The sequence below is a fragment of the Mycolicibacterium gilvum genome, from assembly GCF_900454025.1.
GTDB lineage: Bacteria > Actinomycetota > Actinomycetes > Mycobacteriales > Mycobacteriaceae > Mycobacterium > Mycobacterium gilvum.
The window spans coordinates 1,063,775-1,078,540 of sequence record NZ_UGQM01000001.1 but is presented as its reverse complement, the minus strand read 5'-3'; the positions used below and the strand labels follow the sequence as shown (position 1 = coordinate 1,078,540).

The following is a 14,766-nucleotide window of genomic DNA, read 5'->3' as shown; positions in this document are numbered from 1 at the left end:
CTGGAGACCATGCCTGAGCTGAGGTCGCGGACGGTCACGCACGGTCGGAACATGGCGGGAGCGCGCGCGTTGCTGCGTGCCGCGGGGGTGGACGGCGCCGACATCGGCAAGCCGATCGTCGCCGTCGCCAACAGCTTCACCGAGTTCGTCCCCGGGCACACGCATCTTCAACCGGTGGGCCGGATCGTGTCGGAGGCGATCAGGGCGGCCGGCGGGGTGCCGCGCGAGTTCAACACGATCGCCGTCGACGACGGCATCGCGATGGGCCACGGCGGCATGCTCTACTCCCTGCCCAGCCGGGAGCTCATCGCCGACTCTGTGGAGTACATGATCAATGCGCACTGCGCCGACGCGATGGTGTGTATCTCCAACTGCGACAAGATCACTCCGGGCATGGTGATGGCCGCGCTGCGCCTGGACATCCCGACGGTGTTCGTCTCGGGCGGCCCGATGGAGGGTGGCACCGCGGTTCTGGTCGACGGCACGGTGCGCACCCGGCTGAATCTGGTCAGTGCGATCGCCGACGCGGTCGACAGCGGGGTGTCGGATCCGGACCTGGCCCGGATCGAGGAGTCGGCGTGCCCGACGTGCGGGTCGTGCTCGGGCATGTTCACCGCGAACTCGATGAACTGCCTGACCGAGGCACTCGGGCTGGCGCTGCCCGGCAACGGGTCGGTGCTGGCCACCCACACTGCGCGTCGCGCGCTGTACGAGAACGCCGGCGCGACGGTGATGGACCTGTGTCGCCGCTACTACGACGAGGACGACACCAGCGTGCTGCCGCGCGCGATCGCGAACCGCGAGGCGTTCGACAACGCGATGGCGATGGACATGGCGATGGGTGGCTCGACGAACACGATTCTTCATCTGCTGGCCGCCGCACGGGAGGCGGAGCTGGACTACACGCTCGAAGACATCGAGAAGCGCAGCCGCCAGATCCCGTGTCTGTGCAAGGTCGCCCCGAACGGCCACTATCTGATGGAAGACGTGCACCGCGCCGGCGGCATCCCGGCGATCCTGGGTGAGCTGTGGCGCGGGGGGCACCTGCACGAGACTGTCCACTCGGTGCATGCGGGCTCGCTTCCGGAATGGTTGCGCCGCTGGGATGTTCGCGGCGGGCAGGCGTGCGAGGAGGCGATCGAACTGTTCCATGCCGCGCCGGGTTGTGTCCGTTCGGCGTCGGCGTTCAGCCAGTCCGAGCGGTGGGAGTCGCTGGACACCGACGCGTCCACGGGTTGCATCCGCGATGTGCGCCATGCCTATTCGGAGGACGGCGGGCTGGCGATCCTGCGCGGCAACCTGTCCCGCGACGGCTGCATCGTCAAGACCGCGGGCGTCGACGAATCGATCTGGACATTCTCCGGCCCCGCGGTGGTGGTCGAATCCCAGGAGGACGCCGTCGACGCGATCCTGAACGGACGGGTGCAGCCCGGCGACGTCGTCGTGGTGCGCTTCGAGGGCCCCAAGGGCGGTCCGGGCATGCAGGAGATGCTGTACCCCACCTCATATTTGAAGGGCCGCGGGCTGGGCAAGGTGTGCGCGCTGGTGACCGACGGCAGGTTCTCGGGCGGGTCGTCGGGACTCGCGGTCGGCCACGTGTCCCCCGAGGCGGCGGCTGGTGGCACCATCGCACTCGTCGAGGACGGCGACCGGATCACCATCGACATCCCGCGCCGCACGATCGGGCTCGACGTTGCCGACGACGAATTGGACCGGCGCCGTGCGGCATTGGAGGGCGGCGGATATCGGCCCCGCCACCGGGAGCGACCGGTGTCAGCGGCGCTGCGCGCCTATGCCGCGTTGGCGCTGTCGGCGGACAAGGGCGCGGTACGTGATGTCGGCGCGGTCTGAGCATCGCCTGCGGCCCGGGCGCTCGCGCCGGCTTCCGGCGCTCCACCCCCCTGGGGAATCGCCGGAAACCGGGCGTACGGGCCGAGTGACCGCTCAACCCCTCGATGAGCGCACCGGCCGCGATGACGACCGCGTAACCGGACTTATAGTACGCAAACACCCATGTTCGTGAATTTCGGGACCGGCCCCGTTTCGTTTGGTGGCTCAGGGTTTCCTGAACTGGATATCGGGCCCGCCTTATACTTCGGGCAGGTGATCGAAGGGGACCAACATGGCCGAGCGACTCGCGGCCGGGCGGCACCGCCTCAGCCGCGACGAGGTCGCCGCGCACCAGAAGCAGCGATTGTTCAAGGCGCTCGCCGTCGTGATGGGAACCAAGGGCTACAACAACTCCAGCGTTGACGATCTGATCAAGCACGCCGGGGTGTCCCGCGCGACGTTCTACGAGTTGTTCGACTCTAAGCAGGACTGCTTCATGGCCGGTTTCGCCGGCATGCAGGGCCACGTCATCGACGCGATCCTCGCCGCACCGGCCGGCGCCACCCCGCTGGAACGCTTCGGCGTCATGCTCGACAGGTACCTGGGGTTCATGGCGCTGGATCCACCGACCGCGAGGCTCTATCTGGTGGAGGTCTATTCCGCCGGGCCCGACGCGATGCACCGTCGCGCCGAGTTGCAGCAGCAGTTCGTCGACGGCGTCGCAAAGATCTTCAAGGCACGCAGCAAAGCCGACAAGTTCGCCTGCAAGGCGTTGGTCGCGGCCATTTCCGCACTGGTCACCACCGCGCTGATCGACGGCGATCCGGCGGCGATCCTCGCGCTGAAGGCCCCGGTGCTGACGTTCGCCGAGCGCGCGCTGCGGGCCGGCCCGGGCTGATCGGCCCGGCATCGGCGCCACGCCACCCGGCGAACTTTTTGGCGAACCCGCCGGATCTCAGACAAACTGGGTCGATGCCCGAGTCCGAATCGCAACCGCACGGCCTGCGGGAGCGCAAGAAGGTTCAGACGCGGCTGGCCATCAGACGAGCGGCGTTCGAACTCTTCGACACCCAGGGATATGCGAACACCACCGTCGACCAGATCGCCGAAGCGGCCGACGTCTCACCTCGCACGTTGTACCGCTATTTCGGGGTGAAGGAAGCGCTGCTGATCTCCGATGACCAGATCTCGCCGATCGTCGAGGCCTTCGCCGACGCTCCCCCGGATCTTCCGATCGTGGACGCCTACCGTCATGCCGTCGCCACGGTGTTCGCCGACCTGACCCCCGAGGAACGCGAGGACGCCGCCGCAGGCCAGCGCATGATGTACGGGATCCCGGAAGCCCGCGGGCTGATCTACTCGGAGTACATCCGGTTGATCGAGATGATCGCCGAGGCGATGGTGTCGCGTCCGGATGCGCCCGCCGCCGCAGAGGAACGACGGGTGATCGCCGGGGCGATCGTCGGTGTGCTGATCGCGACGTCACACGAGACCCCGATGCCGGATACCGAGCTGGAGAACTCGCTGACGATCCTGAGCAAACGGATGGCGCGCTAGGAGACTGCTGAATTAGGTGTGTTGGGGGCGGGTGCCTCAGAGCGCTCTGTGGGCCGTGGTTGAGTCAAACCCGGGAGTCGACAGTTACGAGTGTCACCGCGGCCGTGTTGAGGGTGCATGTGGTGCCCGGTGAGCCAAGACCCGGCTGTGCCGGGGTCAGGCGATGGCCCAGCCAGCGCCGGTGTGGGTCAATCCCAGGGTGATTAGGCGATGTAAGTTCACCGCGGCGGCGCGATGATGCAGCCATTGATCGTTGCGGGTGACCCCGCGGTAGCGGACTTTGCGGTTGCCGCGTGTCAGCCAGGCGATGGTGCGTTCCACCATCGGGCGGTGTTGACGATATTCGTTGAGCCACCGTGGTTTTTGTGACCTCTTACGGGCAGCGCGTTGAAGTGCGTCGTGGGGCCCGATTTTCAGGCTTCTGCCGTCGATGCTGGTGGTGCACTGTGGGCGTAGCGCGCAGCCCCGGCACGCGGCCCCGAAGGTGGCGTTGCCGCGTGCGCTGATGCTCCGAGCCACTCCCGCTGGGCAGGTCACGCGATGGCCGCGGTGATCAACAGTGAAGTCATCGATGGTGAACCCGCCGGGCACAGCGGCGCGCAGGGGTGCGGGTTTGACCCGATCGCGATGACGTGACTTCCTGAGTTGAGCGCGGAAATCCCCACTGCCATAGGCCGAATCAGCCAGCACTGTCACTGGTGCACTTTCACCAGCCAGCAACTGCGGAGCCACTGCCGCGTCGTGGGTGCCGGCACCACCGGCTTTGGTCAAGGCGCAGTCGGTAATCAGGCCAGTATCGGGCTCGACCGCAATATGGGCTTTGAATCCGTCTTGGCGGCGGTGCACGCTTTTATGCGCGTGGCGGGCATCGGGATCGACGGTGGAAATCACCCGATCCTGGGCGACTCGCTGGGCGATACGCCACCGCCCATCGGTGCCATCAGAATCGTCAACAGGTTCGACGTCTTGGCCGGCGATCAACGCCAACAACGCCACCGCCTCAGCGGCGCGGACGCCGAGTTCCTGGTCAGGCAGATGACCCAGCAGCCGATGGGCATCGGTGACCAAAGCGTTGACCAACATTTCCCGGGCCGCAGCGTCATCCCAGGTGATGGCCGGTTTACCCGGGTCGTCGTAGTCGTGGGCGCTGCACTGGGACGCCACCACCTCGCCCGCTCCGGGGACCTCTCGTCGCACTCTGCGGATCGCGCCGATCAACTGGGTCACGGTGTCTTGGGTAGCTACGGCGTCGTCGAGGATCGTGGAGTCCAAGGCCCGCCGCGTCTTGCCGGTCAGTGCCCCGGTGGCGGCCACGACCGTCTTGACCGCCTCGAAGATCCGGTTCGGGCGATCCGAGGCAGCCAACCGGCGCCGCCAGTACGTCAGCGTCGTGGAATGAAACGCTCCAGCGGTGATCGGGAGCCCACAGGCGGCTTTCCACCGCAGGTCGAAGGTGACTGCATCGACGGTCTCGTTATCCGAGAGCCCGTGCAAGGCCTGCAATGTGATCACCGAAGCCATCACTTCGGCAGGCACGCTGGGACGGCCCCGCCGCGACGGGAACAGATCGGCGAACATCTCCTCGGGAAACAACTGCCTGCGGTACGCCGCCAGGAAGGCAAACACGCTGTCAGACTTCAGAAGATGCCCGGCAACCGACTCCGCATCCAAGAACTCACGCTGATCATCAGAGCGACCCTGCACCCATCAATCATCCCCAAAAACCCCAGGACAACCCCACCCGCCACGCGGGAATAATTCAGCAGTCTCCTAGCGCTCAGCGGGGACGCGAGACACCCAGCCGCCGGCGGACCCGTGGGCGGCGTCGTCGCTGCTCGCACATCTGGTGGTCGGCGAGGTCGAGGACGTCGTCGACGGATCGGCCGTCGCCAGGCCGGTGCGCGGCGAAGCCGATCGTCATCGCGACCGATTCCTCGGCGCCACCGGGCAGGGTGATCGGGGTTCCGTCCATCCGGTCGATGATCCGGTCGGCCAGGCAGGCCAGCGCCGGTTCCTCGACGCAGCGCGTGATCACCAGGAACTCGTCGCCTCCCCAGCGGGCGGCGAGGTCGAAGGGGTCCAGGGTGTCGTGGAGCCGTTGCGCCACCTCGACGAGGAGCTGATCTCCGGCGTGGTGACCGTGCCGGTCGTTGACCGACTTGAACCTCTCGATGTCGCAGAACAGGACGCCGTACCCTTCGCCGCTCTGGTCGAGTTGCTCCAGCCGGGTCCAGGCCGCGGACCGGTTGGCGATCGAGGTCAGGGGGTCGGTGCTGGCGCGGCGCACCAGTTCGGCCTCACGCAGACGGTCGGCGGTGACGTCGACGATCTGAGAGACGAAGCAGCGCGGCTGGTCCCGGGGCGCATGCACGATGACCGCGGTGAGCGCGCACCACACGATGCTGCCGTCGGCGGCGATGTAGCGCTTGTCGATGCGGTAGGAACGGCGGCGCCCCTCTAGGCACTCGTTGACCAGGGCGAGGTCGAGGTCGAGGTCGTCGGGGTGGGTGATGTCCTGAAAGGTCAGCTCCGACATGGCTCGTCGGCTGTAGCCGAGCATCGCGCGCAGCGCGCGGTTGGTGCGCAGGAACGAGCCGTCCAGGCCGACGACGGCCATGCCGATGGGCGAATGCGCCAGCGCGAGCTCGAACCGCCGCTCCCCCAGCAGGTCGACGGCCGCCGGTAGGGGCTCGCTCGGATCGGCGGTCGCGGTGGCGGCGGGGAAACCGTGCCCGTGGGCCTTCGGCCGGCTCAGGAAGAAGCCCTGCGCACAGCCGATGCCCGCGGCCCGCACCGCGTCGAGTTCACGCTGGCTCTCCACACCTTCGGCGATCACCATCGCACCGAACTGACCGGCGAACTCGGCGATCGCCTGGGCCAGGCGCCGTCGAGCGTCGTCGACGTCGATGTGGCGGATGATCGAGTGGTCGATCTTGACGAACTCCGGGGCCAGCTCCAGGACGTGGGAGAACGACGCGAAGCCCGCGCCGACGTCGTCGACGGCCACCCGCACGCCCTGCGCACGGCACCCCTCGAGCACGTCGTCGAGCGCACCGTAGTTCGGCACGGCGTCGTGCTCGGTGATCTCCAGGACGATCCGGGACGGTTCGACGTCGGCGAGCAGCTCGCTCCACGGCGCCACCAGTGCCGCAGCGGGTGAGATGTTGATGGAGACGAACACGTCGTCGGGCAGTTGCGGCAACAGCGACAGCACTCGGCGCACGATGGCCGTCTCGAGCTGGATGCCGATCCCCAGCTGCGCGGCCTCGGCGAAGAACGCGTCGGGTCGAAACGGTTCGCAGGGGAACCGTGCGAGCGCCTCGACTCCGACGACCCTGCCGCTGGTGACGTCGTGGATGGCCTGGAAGACCACCTCGAAGTCGAGCTCCGAGACCACCCGCCGGATTGCGCTGCGACGGTCGACCGAATCGGCCTGGCGGACCGGCGACTCGATGAGCGTGCCGATGAGCTCGGCCGCCTGCTTGACCAGGCGCAGGTCGTCGTCTCCCAGATAGGGCTTGGGTTCCTGGCTGACCAGACAGACCATTCCCGAGGTGGCCCCGGCGTGGCCCGGCACCGGCACGCCGACGTAGGCGCCCAGTCCCATCTCGTCGGTGGCGGCCAGCGCGTGGGTGGTCTGGTTCTGCGACGTATCGGGCACGACCGAGGGCAGGCGGCCGTCGATGACACGCACGCAGTAGGACTCCGACAGCGGTGTCCGCAGTCCCGGGGACAGCCCGAACGAGGCGGCGTCTCCGTCGAGGACCTCGATGGTCTGCGTGTCATCCTGGAACGACGACAACCAGGCGGTATCGAGGCCGAGACGTTGCCTGAGCACACCCAGCAACGTGCGCACCAGGTCGGCAGGTATGCCGGGCTGGTCCTCCATGAGGTGTCCCGTCACCTCATCGACGTGCATAGCAAAGATAGTAAACCGCGGGGTGCAGGCTGTGCCCAACTTTGGTCCGTGCCGCAGGACTTGGCACAGCCTGCAAAAATTCACCCACAGCCACCGACGGCTCCGTCAGCTCACGGCGCGCAGGATGACGCCTACCTTTGGTCGGGGCAAATTCGGAACTCAATCGTCAGTAACTGTCAGCGTGACCTCGATGTTGCCGCGCGTCGCGTTCGAGTACGGGCACACCTGATGCGCGGCCTCGGTGAGCTTCTGCGCGGTCTCGTGATCGACGTTGGGCAGCGTGACTTCGAGCTCGACCGCCAGGCCGAAACCGCCGTCGTCGAGCGAGCCGAGTTCCACCTTGGCGCCGACGGCCGAGTCGGACACGTCGGCCTTCTGCTGGCGCGCGACGACCCGCAGCGCGGAGTGGAAGCACGCGGCGTAGCCGACGGCGAAGAGCTGCTCGGGGTTGGTGCCGGTCCCGGAGCCGCCCATCTCCTTCGGGATGCTCAGTTCGACGTCGACCTTGCCGTCGGAGGTGCGGCCGTGGCCGTCGCGTCCTTCGCCGGTGGCCAGCGCTTCAGCGGTGTAGAGAGCCTTCATTGTTGTTCCCTTCGTCGTCGAGACGGGCAGCGGACATGGGGGTCAACAGTAGCTCACAATTTAATTGTGCACAATCTAGCCGGGTAGCGCCGAACGCACGATTTATGACCGGATTCCGGCGATTTCTCGTCAGAATTCGTACGTTCGAGGCGTCATTGCGGGATGTCGAGCCGCCGCGCGAGATCCGGCCCGCCGACGGTGCGGAGGAATTCCGGGTCGCCGCAGACCACGAGCTGGTCGCGGGCTCGGGACAGCCCGACGTAGAGACGCTCCCGGGACCGCTCGAACGCGGACTCCTCGTTGACCACCAGCACGACGACCCGTCGTTCGAGTCCCTTGAAGCCGAGCACGTGACCGTAGAACACCTGCTCGGCGTCCCAGAAGCTGTCCCAGTACGCGGCGCTGCCGGCGGCCTGGCGTTCCCGCTGTTCAGGGTGGCGGCTCCCGGTGGTCAGCAGCGCGACGTCCTCGGGCCGCCAACCCTGGTCGAGCAGCAGTTCGACCTCGTCGTCGCCGGTGTCCATGGCGTCCTCCCGCGAGCAGGGGACGTACTTGACGGCGGGGCCGTCCGCGCCGAGCGCACGCATCGGGTGATCGACGAGAGGCTGGAACGCGTCGGCAATCTGGCGGGTGTTGCGCAGGTTGTGGTCCAGGAGTAACGGCACCAGCGGCACCGGGGGTGCGCCGAAGCGGTCGAACACCCGCTGCCCTTCGTCGCTGAACACGTACAGTCCGCCGGTCTCGTCGTCCTTCAGCGCGGCGAGCAGCGGATCCCACCACGCGTCGGCGAAGTCCTGCGCTTCGTCGACGACGATCGCGTCGAAGCGGTGGCCGGGGTCGAGTTGCGTTGCGAGCCTGGTCATCTGCGACGGCAGGTCGTGCTCCCAGAACCTGACTGTCTCGTCGTTGCGGACCGATTCGTCGGGCCCCGCGGGGGCACCCCACTGCTTGCCCAGGTCGTGGAACTCACCGACGTAGGCGGGGCGGTGGCGCCGGTTCCAGGTGGCGGTGATGCGTTCCAGGTAGGACGCCAGTCCGTGTGAGTAGCAGACCAGCGCGACGCGCCGCCCGGCGCGGGCGAGCCGACGGGCCTGCTCCATCGCGAGGAAGGTTTTGCCGCTGCCCGCGCCGCCGCGGATCTCGACGCGGTGGAGCAGCTTGATGGCGTCGAGGATCACCGACTGCTGTTCGGTGAGAACGTCTGCGGCGTCCTCGTTTTCCAGCGCGCGGGCCACCACGCTGCGTTGCGGCAGCCCGCGCCCGTCCAGCACCCGGATGAGTTGGCCGATTCCGGCGGCGCTCAGCAGCGGCCGGTCGAGTTCCTGGTCCAGCAGGATGCGGCGCAGTCTGGCGGCGAGGTCCGCCAGATCGGTGCGGTCGACGACCTTCCAGCGCGGGCATTCGGGCAGCGCGAAGTCCTGCGGCAGTTCGGTGTTGGGCAGCACGACGACGTGGTCCCACCGAAGTCGGTGCTGACTCCAGCGGGGGTCTTTCTCGACGAAGTCGCGCAGCGCGTAGCACGCTTCCCGCGCCTGACGGACGGGCTCGATGCTGACCTCGCGGCCGCCGCGCAGCTGTCGCCAGCCCTTCCCGTCGTGCCACACCTCACCGCCCTTAACCTCCAGGCACAGCACGCCGGCGCCCTCGAGGGCGACGCAGAAGTCGATCTCGTGGTCCTTGAGGTGGTCGGTGACGCGCTTGCCGGGGATGACGAGGTCGCCGTCGCCGAGCTGGTCGAGCAGCAGTTGGTAGACCTTGCGCTCGGCGTTGTTGGCCAAGCGCGGCGTCTCGTCGGGCGTGATGGCCATGTCGACGTCCTCCCCTTCGTCACCGCGATGCTAGCGGCGGTCCCGGCCGGCGGACCGAACTTGTCGGACCGTCTTCGTACAGTGCCGTCACACGCTTTCAGCTGGGGAGGACCGATGGCACCGAAACCTGTAGCCGGCACACGACCGCTCGACATCGTCACGGCACGCTCGCGTCCGATGCTGTCGGTGGCGCTCGCCGTCCGACCCCGCTCGAGGTCGGTGTTCGCGTACTCGGCGAATTCGGCTCAGCAGTGCTGGTCCGGCACCGTCGATGCCGAGTCGGCCGATACCGCGACCCTCGACGTGATCCGCCGGATCCATGCGGCGGCAGACGCCGAGCGCATCCGGTTCGTGGTGCAGCTGCCGGCGCGCAGCACGCTGTGGGCGCTGCGCGACGAGGTGGCGCTGCTGATGCCCGGGGTGTGGATCGAGCGGCCGAGGTTCTCCGATGAGGCGCTGGTGCGCGGCGCCCTGTCGGGTCTGCGGGAGGTGATGGCGGCCGCTCCGGTGTGCGTGGCCACCGACGGTTCGGTGCGGGGAAAGATCACCGGCTACGGGTGGCTCGCGTCCACGGGTGAGTACGGACTGCAGGGATTTCGGCATTCGACGAAGCTCATCGGCCCGCAGGTGGTGCTGGTCGCCGAGCTGCGGGCCATCGGCGCCGCGGTGCAGCGGCTGCGCGGCCGCGACATCACGGTGCTCAGCGACAGCAGGCCGGCCATCGGGATGGTGAAGCGCTGGATGGACGGCGAGGACGTGCTTCCTGAGGGATACCTGGCCTACCGCGAGAGCGGCAAGACCCCCGGGCTGGTGCGGGCCCGGCAGATGATCTTCGAGGACCGCGCCCGGATCACCCCGCTGTGGGTCAAAGGTCACCGGGGTGAGCCGCTCAACGAGGGCGCCGATGCGCTGGCCCGGCTGGCCTCACGATATGCGTTGGGCGACAGCGCACTTGATGCTACCGAATACCACCGTCGGGCATCCGACCTCGCGGTGACGTTCTCGCGCGAGTTCACGCGCGCACGCAGCGCCTGACGGGTCCGGTGTCCGATGGCTGACCATTCCTCTCCGGGCGACGGGTCGGTGCCGGCCGCGATCTTCGTCCTGGTGATCATCGCCGGCCTGGTCGTCAAATACATCTGGTGGGTGGTCGGCGCTGCGGCGCTGGCGGGGGTGGTCTACCTCTGTGTCGTGCTGACGCGCAAGGCCGAGGAGAGGCGGTTGTGCGACGAGAAGTTGGCGGCCGAGCGGGAGTTCGAGCGGGCGCGCCTCGCGGAACGGCAGCACCGCTGGACGATGATCGGCGACAGTCGCGCGGTCTACGGTGAAAAGGGTTCTGCCCCAACGGCTGACATCACCGGCACCGACAGCGGGCCCGACACCGATGAGCCGATCGCGACCCTGGCCGCCACCAAGGCCGAGCTCGACGCACTGATACGCGACAGACCACAGGGTTGGGAGCAGGCGCTGTTCGCGTCGATCCTGATGCAACGGGCCGCTCCGCTGGCGTCGCGGCTCCGGGACAGCGAGCTCGGCTACACCGAGGCCGGCGCCTCCGGGCTCATGTCGGCGGGCGAGCTCGCGAGCACGGTCGTGCACATGCTCGACGAGATGATGAGAACGATCCAGCAGCTGGACCGCTTCATGATGGCGCCGGCGTTCATGGCGGCGTTCAGCGGCGTGGACGACGTGGACGAAGACGGCGCCGACCCGGAGGCGATCGCGCACATCGCCCACCGCGTCATGGATTATCACGAACGGCTGCTGGAACTCTCGGAACGATGCCGCGGCATATCCGCACCGGCGTATTACGACGACATCCTGGCCGACTGCGCTCGGATGCTCGACGCTCCCCTGCGCAGCTACCGGGAGTTCATCGACGAGTTCGCCGCCGTCATCAGGGCTCTTCCACGGGTGCTACCCCACGCGTCCGGACCCGTCGATCTGGGCAGTCTGGGGCTGTACATATCGATCGACAACACGCTGCATTCACGGATCCTGCGTCGCCTCGACGAGATCACCGCTCCGCGACGAGCCTAGGGCGCAACGTAATACGTCGTGTTCCCGACGACCGCACGCACCACGAGGGAGTTGACGTCGACGTCGTCGTACCCCCGGTGGTCGGTGAACATCCCGAGGAAGAGCCGGACCAGTTCGGCGGCGCTTTCGCGGGTGACGTTGGGCCAGTTCTCCCAGTTCGCCCAGCCGTCCCAGCGCTTGGCGATGTCGCGGACGGTGTATGCGGTGTCCTCCGGGGTCAACGCAATGCGGCGGAAATCCCACCCCATCAGGTCCGTGTTGGAGCCGAGCCGGCGAGAAGGGTTGCCCAGCAGCGTGAACCGGATCCGATCCGGCGCGGGAGCATCGGCGTGCAGCGCGAAGCTCGACAGCCACTCCCCGACGACCTGGGCACCCTGCGACATCCCGATCACGTCGACGAATCCCGTGGTCGACCGCAGCAGCCGGTCGAGGTTGGCGGCGCCCTGCGTGATCGAGCTCTGCCGCGCGGCCGCCGGGTAGACCAGCGGAATCCAGGTGTTCCCCGGGGATTTCGGGTAGCCCTGCAGATAGTCGCCCGCCTCCTCGGGCGTGGATCCCAACCCTCCGATCGTGACGACGGTCCGCGTCTCGGACGGGACGTCGGGGGCTGTCGGACTGTGCACCGGAAGCGGGCTGCTGTCCGGCTCCTCGGGAGGGGCGGTCGCCGGCGTGTCGGGATCGTCGACAGTGGGCTTACGAGGGTCGGTCACCTGGCTTCCGGCCGTCGCATCCGTGCCGGATCGGCCGGGCTGGCGCCACGCGGCCGTCAGGACCGTCCACAGGGAGGTCGACCGGGCAGGTGGTTCGGGACTGTTCGCGGCGGACGTCACCGGGACATCGGCATCGGCATCGGGCGTCCACTCCTCCGCTGCGTCGTCGGAGATGTCGTCGAGCTTGTCGGACTTGCGGGCGCGCGCCTCGGAGACGCGCAACGAGGACGGCTTGGCCTGCGCCCTGGTGCGCGCCGCCGGCGCCGTGGCAGGTTCGTCGCGATCCGGGCTGTTCGTGGCGGGTCCCCGGGACGGGCCGCCGGCGGCGTCCGCCGACGCGGCGGCCCGTCGCGAGTTGCTGACGGCGGAGTCGTCGGCATTCGCCGTCCCCGCCGCACTCCCCAGCCCGATACCGATGCCCAGCGCAAGTGCCAGCGCGCCGATCCGTCCGACATGTCGTGCAGAACCCATGAAAATGTCTCCCCCCATTGCGGACCACCCCCGTGGCCACCTAGGAAACATATTTTCGGCTCCGTCAATAGAAATCGGGGGTTTCCCCAGAAATTATCAAGACTGTAAAACTATCGTGACCTTGACCGCCTCTGAACTGCACTTTCAGCGTGGCATCGCGCGACACGCCCCTAGGGCCGGCGGAAGAGTTCTGCGGGGCGGCCCCGCCCGCGGCTGGTCATCACCCCGGTGGCGACGAGTTGCGGTTCCATCGCGCGGCGGAACCAGTCGCGCTGCAACGGCTCGCCGGCGACGGCTTCGTGCGCGAGGCGCAATTCCCGGAAGGTGAACTCGTCGTCGAGGAGATGGTCGGGGTCGGGGCTGCGCGCGTACCGGTCGCGCAGGTAGCTGAGCGCGCGCGCGACGATGTCGGCGTGGTCGAAGCTCAGCCGTCCGGGGCTGCCGACGGGCATCAGCCGCGTCGAGTCCGCGAACCGGTCGGCGAGGCGCTCCGGCCGGACGACGTCGACATGAGCCACCGACAGCACCCACCCGCGGTCGTCGCGGTCGGGGTCGTCGAACACATACAACTGCCGGGGGTCGAGACCCTCGACGTTGGCCTTGACCCGCAGCGAGCGCTTGACCGCATCGGACAGCCGCTCCCCCGGGTGCAGGAACGTGCCGGGAAGTCCCCAGCCGCGCCGGTTCTCGCGTCGCACCTGAAGCACGACCAGGCCGCCCTGCTCGTCGAGGGTGAGCACGGCCGAGTCGACCGCCACCGATGGCCGGGGGTAGTCGGTGAGCCTCTTGCGGCTGCTGTCTCGGTACTCGCGCGCGTTCATGTCAGTGGCACAGGCTACATTAGCCGTATTAGCTCAGATATGCTCTAATTAGTTCGTAGGGGGTGGACGATGACGTCACATGATGATCGGATCGCAGGGGTGCTGCTCGGTACCGCAGCAGGGGACGCACTCGGTGCGCCGTACGAATTCCAGCCGCCGCGCGGGCCGGACCTCGACGTAAGGATGGCTGGCGGCGGCGTGTGGGAGCCCGGGGAGTGGACCGACGACACCGCGATGGCCATCGCGATCGCGGAGGTGGCGGCCACCGGCGCCGACCTGTGTGACGAGCGGGCACAGGATGCGATCCTCACGCGCTGGCGCGAATGGTCGCACCACACGAAGGACATTGGCGTGCAGACGAGTTCGGTGCTGCGTGCGGCATCGCGTGGGGCGGCGATCACCGCGGCGCGGGCGCGGGACGCGTCCCGGGCGCACCACGCGAGGTCCGGTCGCAGCGGCGGCAACGGCTCACTGATGCGCACGGCACCGGTGGCACTGGCCTATCTGGACGACGAGGATGCGATGGTGGAGGCGGCGCGCGCGATCAGTGCGCTCACCCACTTCGACCCCGAGGCGGGTGACGCCTGCGTGCTGTGGTGCAGCGCCATCCGCCACGGCGTGCTGACCGGCGACCTCGACGTGCGGGTCGGGCTGCGGCATCTCGGCGACGAGAGCCGGGTGACGTGGTCGGAACGGCTCGACATCGCCGAGACGTCACGCCCGCGCGACTTTCCGAAAAACGGCTGGGTGGTGTCGGCATTGCAGGCCGCGTGGTCGGCGATCGCGACAACGGCCGGCTCCGAGGCAGATCCGGATGCGGCGGGGACGGGCCATCTACCCCGTGGCCTCGACGCCGCGGTGCGCGCCGGCTTCGACACCGACACCGTCGCGGCGATCGCGGGTGGCCTGCTCGGCGCCGTCCATGGCGCGTCGGCGGTACCCCGGGCATGGCGCGAGCTGTTGCACGGCTGGCCCGGCCTCGACGCGGCGGCACTGGCGGAGCTCGCCCACGCGGCGGCGCGCTGAAC

At 68.3% G+C, this 14,766-nt stretch carries 12 protein-coding genes; 6 read left to right on the top strand and 6 right to left on the bottom strand.

Annotated elements, in window-relative coordinates:
- Window positions 1-9 precede the first annotated feature (9 nt).
- The 3 genes from ilvD to DYE23_RS05070 all read left to right on the top strand — a co-directional run bounded on the left by ilvD (window position 10) and on the right by DYE23_RS05070 (window position 3,387).
- Complete coding sequence (gene ilvD / locus DYE23_RS05080) at window positions 10-1,851, top strand: dihydroxy-acid dehydratase (protein WP_115326679.1); 1,842 nt, start codon at window positions 10-12, stop codon at window positions 1,849-1,851.
- A gap of 271 nt (window positions 1,852-2,122) precedes the next feature.
- On the top strand, window positions 2,123-2,728 hold the full coding sequence (locus DYE23_RS05075) for a TetR/AcrR family transcriptional regulator (RefSeq protein WP_115326678.1): 606 nt from the start codon (window positions 2,123-2,125) through the stop codon (window positions 2,726-2,728).
- Window positions 2,729-2,802: 74 nt separating this feature from the next.
- On the top strand, window positions 2,803-3,387 hold the full coding sequence (locus DYE23_RS05070; RefSeq protein WP_011895995.1) for a TetR/AcrR family transcriptional regulator: 585 nt from the start codon (window positions 2,803-2,805) through the stop codon (window positions 3,385-3,387).
- Between the two features lie 156 nt (window positions 3,388-3,543).
- Here DYE23_RS05070 and DYE23_RS05065 read toward each other — a convergent pair whose 3' ends face one another.
- The 4 genes from DYE23_RS05065 to DYE23_RS05050 all read right to left on the bottom strand — a co-directional run bounded on the left by DYE23_RS05065 (window position 3,544) and on the right by DYE23_RS05050 (window position 9,696).
- Window positions 3,544-5,091, bottom strand: a complete 1,548-nt coding sequence (locus DYE23_RS05065) for an IS1182-like element ISMgi3 family transposase (protein ID WP_011892097.1) — start codon at window positions 5,089-5,091, stop codon at window positions 3,544-3,546.
- Window positions 5,092-5,164: 73 nt separating this feature from the next.
- Window positions 5,165-7,306 carry an EAL domain-containing protein gene (locus tag DYE23_RS05060; protein ID WP_115326677.1) on the bottom strand — a complete coding sequence of 714 codons (2,142 nt, stop codon included), beginning with the start codon at window positions 7,304-7,306 and terminating at the stop codon, window positions 5,165-5,167.
- 159 nt (window positions 7,307-7,465) lie between these two features.
- A complete protein-coding gene (locus DYE23_RS05055) occupies window positions 7,466-7,888 on the bottom strand; it encodes an organic hydroperoxide resistance protein (protein ID WP_115326676.1) in 423 nt (140 codons plus the stop codon).
- A gap of 152 nt (window positions 7,889-8,040) precedes the next feature.
- Window positions 8,041-9,696: an NERD domain-containing protein gene (locus DYE23_RS05050; protein WP_115326675.1), complete on the bottom strand. Its 1,656-nt coding sequence runs from the start codon at window positions 9,694-9,696 to the stop codon at window positions 8,041-8,043.
- 114 nt (window positions 9,697-9,810) lie between these two features.
- On the opposite strand from DYE23_RS05050, the gene DYE23_RS05045 reads away from it, so the two are divergent.
- Complete coding sequence (locus DYE23_RS05045; RefSeq protein WP_115326674.1) at window positions 9,811-10,731, top strand: ribonuclease HI; 921 nt, start codon at window positions 9,811-9,813, stop codon at window positions 10,729-10,731.
- Window positions 10,732-10,746: 15 nt separating this feature from the next.
- Entirely contained in the window at window positions 10,747-11,736 is a 990-nt protein-coding gene (locus DYE23_RS05040) for a hypothetical protein (RefSeq protein WP_115326673.1), read from the top strand.
- Here the strand turns inward: DYE23_RS05040 and DYE23_RS05035 are convergent.
- Window positions 11,733-12,917, bottom strand: a complete 1,185-nt coding sequence (locus DYE23_RS05035) for a PE-PPE domain-containing protein (RefSeq protein WP_115328869.1) — start codon at window positions 12,915-12,917, stop codon at window positions 11,733-11,735. The two genes, DYE23_RS05040 and DYE23_RS05035, sit on opposite strands and share 4 nt — an antisense overlap.
- Window positions 12,918-13,087: 170 nt before the next feature.
- Window positions 13,088-13,738, bottom strand: a complete 651-nt coding sequence (locus DYE23_RS05030; protein ID WP_115326672.1) for an NUDIX hydrolase — start codon at window positions 13,736-13,738, stop codon at window positions 13,088-13,090.
- A 69-nt stretch (window positions 13,739-13,807) separates the two neighbouring features.
- On the opposite strand from DYE23_RS05030, the gene DYE23_RS05025 reads away from it, so the two are divergent.
- A complete protein-coding gene (locus tag DYE23_RS05025; RefSeq protein WP_115326671.1) occupies window positions 13,808-14,764 on the top strand; it encodes an ADP-ribosylglycohydrolase family protein in 957 nt (318 codons plus the stop codon).
- Window positions 14,765-14,766 lie beyond the last annotated feature (2 nt).

What these genes read in the sequence shown, in the direction of transcription:
- ilvD (WP_115326679.1), top strand. Translation starts at nt 10, where the DNA reads ATGCCTGAGCTGAGGTCGCGGACGGTCACGCACGGTCGGAACATGGCG.
- DYE23_RS05075 (WP_115326678.1), top strand. Translation starts at nt 2,123, where the DNA reads ATGGCCGAGCGACTCGCGGCCGGGCGGCACCGCCTCAGCCGCGACGAG.
- DYE23_RS05070 (WP_011895995.1), top strand. Translation starts at nt 2,803, where the DNA reads ATGCCCGAGTCCGAATCGCAACCGCACGGCCTGCGGGAGCGCAAGAAG.
- DYE23_RS05060 (WP_115326677.1), bottom strand. Translation starts at nt 7,306, where the DNA reads ATGCACGTCGATGAGGTGACGGGACACCTCATGGAGGACCAGCCCGGC.
- DYE23_RS05055 (WP_115326676.1), bottom strand. Translation starts at nt 7,888, where the DNA reads ATGAAGGCTCTCTACACCGCTGAAGCGCTGGCCACCGGCGAAGGACGC.
- DYE23_RS05050 (WP_115326675.1), bottom strand. Translation starts at nt 9,696, where the DNA reads ATGGCCATCACGCCCGACGAGACGCCGCGCTTGGCCAACAACGCCGAG.
- DYE23_RS05045 (WP_115326674.1), top strand. Translation starts at nt 9,811, where the DNA reads ATGGCACCGAAACCTGTAGCCGGCACACGACCGCTCGACATCGTCACG.
- DYE23_RS05040 (WP_115326673.1), top strand. Translation starts at nt 10,747, where the DNA reads ATGGCTGACCATTCCTCTCCGGGCGACGGGTCGGTGCCGGCCGCGATC.
- DYE23_RS05035 (WP_115328869.1), bottom strand. Translation starts at nt 12,917, where the DNA reads ATGGGTTCTGCACGACATGTCGGACGGATCGGCGCGCTGGCACTTGCG.
- DYE23_RS05030 (WP_115326672.1), bottom strand. Translation starts at nt 13,738, where the DNA reads ATGAACGCGCGCGAGTACCGAGACAGCAGCCGCAAGAGGCTCACCGAC.
- DYE23_RS05025 (WP_115326671.1), top strand. Translation starts at nt 13,808, where the DNA reads ATGACGTCACATGATGATCGGATCGCAGGGGTGCTGCTCGGTACCGCA.